This is a genomic window from Inquilinus sp. (assembly GCF_057815775.1).
In genome coordinates this window covers 1-6,144 of the sequence record NZ_JBYRFX010000163.1, presented here as the reverse complement: position 1 = coordinate 6,144, position 6,144 = coordinate 1, and the positions used below count along the sequence as shown (strand labels likewise).

Genomic DNA, 6,144 nt, shown 5'->3' with positions numbered 1-6,144 from the left:
CCCGGCAGCATGGTGATGTAGACGGGGGTGCCGGCCGGCAGATGCGCGCTGAAGCTCGCGGTCTTGGCGGCGATGCCCGGTGCCGTCTCGATCGACAGGCCGCGGAACAGATCGACCACCGCGTTTTTCGGCGTGGGCAGGGAGACGATCTTGCTGGCCGACCGATTGAATCCGAGCATTCACCGACCTCCTGGGCATCAGCACCATTGCGGGGGCGCCGTGTCCTTAAAATGGGGATGCCGGGGCTTCGGCGCTGCATCACCGACGACCGGAACTGTCCGGAAGGCGACGCCGCGGCGCGATTGCGACAACCTGTGGTGCTGCGGACGGCGTCCCGAATTTCGCCACGCTCCACTGCTGCCCTGGCCCGAGATTGCAGATCGGAGTTTCCTATGCGCGCCCTGCCCCTTCTCGCCACCCTGCTGTTGGCCGGTGCGGCGACGCCCGCCCTGGCCTTCGACTGCAGCAAGGCGAAATCGCCCATCGAGACCACGATCTGCGCCACGCCGGAGGCCAAGCAGGCCGATGACGCCATGAGCGCCGCCTATGCCGCCCTGCAGGCCGGGATGACCAAGACCCAGGGCCAGGTGCTGTTGCGCAACCAGCGCAGCTGGCTGCCGCAGCGCGAGGCGCGCTGCCGCGACTGGAGCCAGGAGGCCATCAAGATCGACGGCGCCTGCCTGGCGCGGGAGACCGAGTCCCGCCGCCGGGTCCTGGCCGGCGAGGCCGATTATGCCGGCCCGGGCGCCCTGGCCTTCCGCCCGAGCTTCAGCGAGCGGATCGACCCGGCGCACAAGGTCGAGGTCACGATCGCCGCGCCGCAGCTCGCCGCCGGGGCCGGCCCGGCGCCCGGGCTCGACGCGCTGCTGCGGGCGACGGCGAAGACGGCCGATGACCCGGTCGACGACGATCCGCACTACAGCTACGACGCCGGCTACGCCATCACCTATGACAGCGTCCAGCTGGTGTCGGTCGTGTTCGATATTTACGTCGACCACGGCGGCGCGCATGGGCAGGGCGTGCAGGCGGCCGCCAATTACGCGCCGATGCTGGGGCGGCCGCTGAAGGCCGACGACCTGGTCGACGACAAGGGCGTCACCGCCCTGACCAATCTCTGCCGCGCCCAGCTGCGCCAGGAAAAGATCCGCCGCGGCGCGGATGCCGATGCGGTCGACAGCGACCTGACCGACAAGGCGGTGGGGGACGGCATCCGGACCATCGAGTCGTGGCAGTTCCGCCGTGACAATGTCGCGATCCACTACGACGCCTATGAGATCGGCGCCTATGCCGAGGGGGCGTATGACTGCACCATCCCCTGGCCGGTGCTGCGCAAGGCGGCCAAATCAGGCGCACCGCTGCCGCAGGGCTGAACGCCCGCCGCTTCAGCGATCCTCCCGCTTGCGCAGCAGATAGGTGTCCATGATCCAGCCCTTCTCCTCCCGCGCCCGGGTCCGGACCCGCTCGATATCGCCCATCACCTCGGACAGCCGGCCGGAGACCAGGATCTCGTCCTCAGTGCCGAGATAGGCGCCCCAATAGATGTCGACATCGGCGGCGGCCAGGGTCCGGAAGGCCATCTCGCCATCGAGCATGACCACGACATTGTCGATCTCGTCCGGAAACCCTTCGGCGATCCGGCGGCCGGTGGTGATGAGGACGGGCTCGCCGATGCGGTTCAGGGCAACACGGTGTTGCGCCGCGAGGGCCTGCACCGCGCTGATACCGGGGATCACCTCGCAGTCGAGCGCGAAGCCCCGGGCCCGCATGGCTTCGACGATCCGCAGCGTGCCGTCATAGAGCGTCGGGTCGCCCCAGACCAGGAACGCCCCGCAATCCCCGTCCGACAGATGATCCGTGAACAGGCGCTCGTACTCGGCCTCCAGCTTCGCCCGCCAGTCGTCGATACTGCCGCGATAATCGGCGCCGGCGCCGCCCCGCTCCGGCACCGTGAACCCGACCGTCCGGTAATCCGCCGTCCTGATGAAGCGGTCGCAGATCTCTTCCCGCAGCCGCCGCAGATCCGCCTTCTCCGCGCCCTTGTCGGGAATGAAGAAGATATCGGCCCGGTTGAGGGCGTCGATCGCCTGGACCGTCAGATAGTCCGGGTTTCCCGCACCGATGCCGATGATCAGGATCTTGCGCATCTGGTCCCCACTGGTCGGCATGCCGCAACGTCGTCCGCCGCGGCATGCCGTATGCCGTGGCCGGCTCTAGATCTCTGACAGGCGTGCGACATCGGCCTTCGGCACTCCCATCGACGATAGAGGCGACGGGCCGGCGGCATCGGCCACCCTACCCGCCCGCCAGGATCTCCTTCGCCGCTTCGATGAAGGCGCGCAGCTTCGGGGCGATCGCCGCCCGGCGCGGATAGTACAGGAACAGCCCGGCCTCCTCGATCGACGCCGCCGGCAGCACCTGGCGCAGCCGGCCGTCATGCAGCTCCGCCCGGACCAGCGGCTCGAACACATAGGCGATGCCGGCGCCGGCCAGGGCCAGATCCTTGGCATAGCTGGAATCGGTGACCCGCACGGTGCCGGAGACGCTGACCGCAACCTCCTCATCCCCATCCGTCAGGTCCCAGGCATAGACGCCGCCTGAGGCGAGCAGGCGGAAGCCGATGCAGTTGTGCCGCGCCAGCCCGGCAATATCGGCCGGCTCGCCCCGCGCCGCGAGATAGCCCGGCGACGCCACCATGATCGCCAGGAACGGCGGGGTCAGCCGCACCGCGACCATGTCCTGCGCGATCATGCCGCCCAGGCGGACGCCGGCATCGAAGCCTTCGGCGACGATGTCGGCCAGCCGGTCGTCGCTGGTCACCTCGACCACCAGCTCCGGGTGGCGCCGGGCCAGCAGCAGCAGGATCGGGGTCAGCACGATCGGCTGGGCGATGCGCGGCACGTTGAGGCGCAGCACCCCGGTGACGCGGCCGCCGGCCAGGCGCAGCCGTTCCAGACCGTCCTGCAAATCCTGCATCGCCGGGCCGATGGCGGCGACGAAGCCGTGCCCGGCCTCGGTCAGGGCGACGCTGCGGGTGGTGCGGGCGAACAGCGGCGTGCCGAGCCGGTCTTCCACCGTGCGGACGGCGTGGCTGACCGCGGAGGGGCTCATGCCCAGCGCGCCGGCCGCCGCGGCGAAGCCGCCACGCCGGGCCACGGCCAGCACGACGGGCAGATGGGGCAGCAGGTCGCGATCCATTCATGCATGGTATCGCATAGTGAAGCCGAACAAAGCCGCCTTATCGATCGATCCATGCCGGGTCATTCTCCGGTCACGCCATTCGCGGCGTTCGACCTGGAGGGCATCATGGGCAGCACCCCACACAAGACCTGGTTCATCACCGGCGCCTCGTCCGGCTTCGGTCGTGCCTTCGCCGACCACGCGCTGGCCCAGGGCGATGCCATCGTCGCCACCGCCCGGATCGCGGCCCGGCTGGACGATCTGGTGGCGCAGGCCCCCGATCGGGTGCTGGCCCTGGCGCTCGATGTCGACCGGCCCGGGGCGGCGCAGGCGGCGGTGGATGCGGCGGTCGCCCGCTTCGGCGGCATCGACCTGCTGGTCAACAATGCCGGCTACGGCGTCGTCGGCGCGGTCGAGGAGACACCGGAGGCCGAGTTGCGGGCGCAGATGGAGACGAACTTCTTCGGCGCCGTCGCGGTGATCCGCGCCGCCCTGCCGGTGCTGCGGGCCCAGCGCCGCGGCGCGATCGTCAACATCTCCCGCCTGGGCGGGCAGCTGTCCTTCGCCGGCTTCAGCGCCTACTCCGCCTCGAAATTCGCGCTGGAGGGCCTGTCGGAAGCGCTGGCGCTGGAACTGGCACCGTTCGGCGTCAAGGTGCTGATCGTCGAGCCGGGCGCGTTCCGCACCGGCTTCCATGGCGGCGCCCTGCGCCACATGCCTGTGCTGCCGGCCTATGCCGAGACGGTCGGCAAGACCCGTGAGTTCGCCCATGGCCTGCATGAGGTGCAGGAGGGCGACCCGCGCAAGGTGCCGGCCGCGGTCGAACAGGCGCTGGCGGCCGAACGGACACCGCTGCGGCTGCAGCTGGGCGCCGATTCCGTCGCCATGGTGCGCGAGCATGCCGAAACACTGCTGGCCGATCTGAGGGTGTGGGAGCCGGTGGCGCTGGCAACCCGGGCCAGCGAGGCCGCGGCCTGAGGCTCAGCCGGGCCGGCGCGCTACCAGCGCAGCCAGCGCCGGCCGGCCAGGGTGCCGATCAGCACCACGATCCCGGTCGCCAGCGTGTACCAGGTGGCGACGAAGAACGGGCTGTCGTCGGGGCAATGCGCGGCATAGAAGGTCGCGGCGATCCCGGCGGCCACCAGGCCGGCAACCGCGCCGGCCCGGCCCGGATGCCGCGGTGCGCCCTGGCGCAGCGCCAGCAGCAGCAGGGCCAGGGGGCCCAACGCCATCAGCGGGATCAGCGTCATGCACCAGCGCGCGTTGGTGCCGATCCACCTGATGCCCCAGGTCGACATCGGCATCGCCATCATCTCCAGCACCACCGCGACGGCCAGCAGGACCGGCGCGGCCAGCAGCGCCCAGCGCCACGGCCCCAGCGGCACGCCCGGCCGCGCCAGATGCCGGACGAGTCCGGTGGCCGTCACGGCGAGTGCCAGGGTGACGACGAATTTGAACAGATAGCGGATCGTCATTGCCGCCTGCATCGCATCCGGCCGGACACCGATGCCGGCGAAGAAGATCGCGGCCGCGATCACCGCGCCGCCGGCCATGGCGGCGGCCACCGCGCGACCGAGGCGCCAGCGCACCGGCGCATCCTGCGCCAGGGTGTTGATGAGATCGTCGGTGTTCATCACCGCGGTTCACTCCGATACAGGGCGGCCAGCGCCTTCAGGGCGCGGTGCAGCGCCACGCGGACGGCGCCCTCGGTCATGCTCAGGCGGGTCGCGGTCTCACGCACGCTGGTGCCCTCGACCGAGATCGACCGCACGATGTCGCGCTGCGGATCCTTCAGCCGCGACAGCAGCCGGTCGACGTCGCGCTGCTCCAGGGGGTCCGCTTGCTCTTCCGCCTCCAGCGTGTCGATCACGTCCTCGATCGGCACGCTGACATGCCGGCCGCGCCGGCGCAGCGTGTCGATCATCTTGTTGCGCACGATGGTCGAGATCCACGGCCCGATCGGGCGCGACGGATCCCAGCTGCCGCGCTTCAGATGGATCGCCAGCAGCACTTCCTGCACCACGTCCTCGCTGTCGCTGATGGATGCGCCCAGCCGCGCACCGCGCCGCCGGGCCATCGCCCGCAGATGCGGCGTCACCGCCTGGAGGAACAGGCGATAGGCACCGGCATCGCCCGAAATCGCGGCCCGCATCCATGTCGCCCACTCTTCCTCCCGTGACGGATCATTCACGCGTCATCACCCCATACGTCTCCGGTCTCGGGTTTGTTACAGCGGGTCCCATCGATTTCGGGCGAAGCGGGACCCCGGAAAAAAATCTCCACGGCGTTTGTAATACCAGCCGCCCTGCCGCCGAAGAAGTCATCACAAGGCCATCGCGGCCTGCCTCTTCTGCGGAACCACTCCATGGATCGTCGACCGTTCCCATTTGTCCCGGCAGCCGCTGATGCGGCGCCGATGCACAATGCCGGTACGGACGCCGCCCTGGCATTGCGGTCGAGGGTCGCAACCACGGACGGCTGACCCCGCCGCCCCCTCCCCTCTTTTGAACGGATTACCGCGGCGCCGCCTGCTGGTCGGCGCAACGGCCGAGCTTTGCCCGATGGGCGAGAAAGGATCCAGCCATGATCACGGATGCCTACAGCCTTGAGACCAGCGGCACCGACCCGATCGCGACCGCGTCCTTCGAAGAGGCGGTGCGTGGCCTGGCGGCCCATCGGCCCTCGACCGGCGCGGCGCTGGGCAGGGTCCTGGAGGCCGATCCGGACCATGTGCCGGCGCTGGCGCTGAAGGGCTTCGCCAATCTGATCCTGGCCCGTGAGGAGCTGGCGGCCCCGGCCCAGGCCGCCCTGGCGGCGTCCCGGGCTGCACTGGCGGCCCGGAACGGCGGCACCGCCGATGAGCGGGCGCTGGTCGAGGCGCTAACCCTTGCCGCCGACGGCCAGTTCGCCAAGGCCGCCGACGGCCTGGACCTCAGCTTCGCCGACCGGCCGACCACCTTCCTGCCG

7 protein-coding genes are annotated in these 6,144 nt (G+C 70.2%); 3 read left to right on the top strand and 4 right to left on the bottom strand.

Annotated features, from left to right (window positions below; all coding sequences use genetic code 11):
• The first annotated feature begins 392 nt into the window (after positions 1-392).
• Positions 393-1,370 carry a lysozyme inhibitor LprI family protein gene (locus AC3XYG_RS05950; RefSeq protein ID WP_489138893.1) on the top strand — a complete coding sequence of 326 codons (978 nt, stop codon included), beginning with the start codon at positions 393-395 and terminating at the stop codon, positions 1,368-1,370.
• A 12-nt stretch (positions 1,371-1,382) separates the two neighbouring features.
• Here AC3XYG_RS05950 and cobF read toward each other — a convergent pair whose 3' ends face one another.
• Together cobF and AC3XYG_RS05940 are read right to left on the bottom strand one after the other, a co-directional pair.
• Entirely contained in the window at positions 1,383-2,165 is a 783-nt protein-coding gene (cobF, locus tag AC3XYG_RS05945; RefSeq protein ID WP_489138892.1) for a precorrin-6A synthase (deacetylating), read from the bottom strand.
• Positions 2,166-2,292: 127 nt separating this feature from the next.
• A complete protein-coding gene (locus tag AC3XYG_RS05940; protein WP_489138891.1) occupies positions 2,293-3,195 on the bottom strand; it encodes a LysR family transcriptional regulator in 903 nt (300 codons plus the stop codon).
• A 108-nt stretch (positions 3,196-3,303) separates the two neighbouring features.
• Here AC3XYG_RS05940 and AC3XYG_RS05935 point away from each other — a divergent pair, with 108 nt between their 5' ends.
• Positions 3,304-4,155 (top strand): oxidoreductase, encoded by an 852-nt coding sequence (locus AC3XYG_RS05935; RefSeq protein ID WP_489138890.1) that lies wholly within the window; start codon positions 3,304-3,306, stop codon positions 4,153-4,155.
• 20 nt (positions 4,156-4,175) lie between these two features.
• Here AC3XYG_RS05935 and AC3XYG_RS05930 read toward each other — a convergent pair whose 3' ends face one another.
• Positions 4,176-4,811, bottom strand: coding sequence for an NrsF family protein (locus AC3XYG_RS05930; RefSeq protein WP_489138889.1), 636 nt, complete (start codon positions 4,809-4,811; stop codon positions 4,176-4,178).
• Positions 4,811-5,368 carry a sigma-70 family RNA polymerase sigma factor gene (locus AC3XYG_RS05925; RefSeq protein ID WP_489138888.1) on the bottom strand — a complete coding sequence of 186 codons (558 nt, stop codon included), beginning with the start codon at positions 5,366-5,368 and terminating at the stop codon, positions 4,811-4,813. Before AC3XYG_RS05925 ends, AC3XYG_RS05930 begins: the two co-directional genes overlap by 1 nt.
• Positions 5,369-5,760: 392 nt before the next feature.
• Here AC3XYG_RS05925 and AC3XYG_RS05920 point away from each other — a divergent pair.
• Positions 5,761-6,144: hypothetical protein (locus AC3XYG_RS05920; protein ID WP_489138887.1), on the top strand; the 384-nt coding region annotated here is incomplete at its 3' end.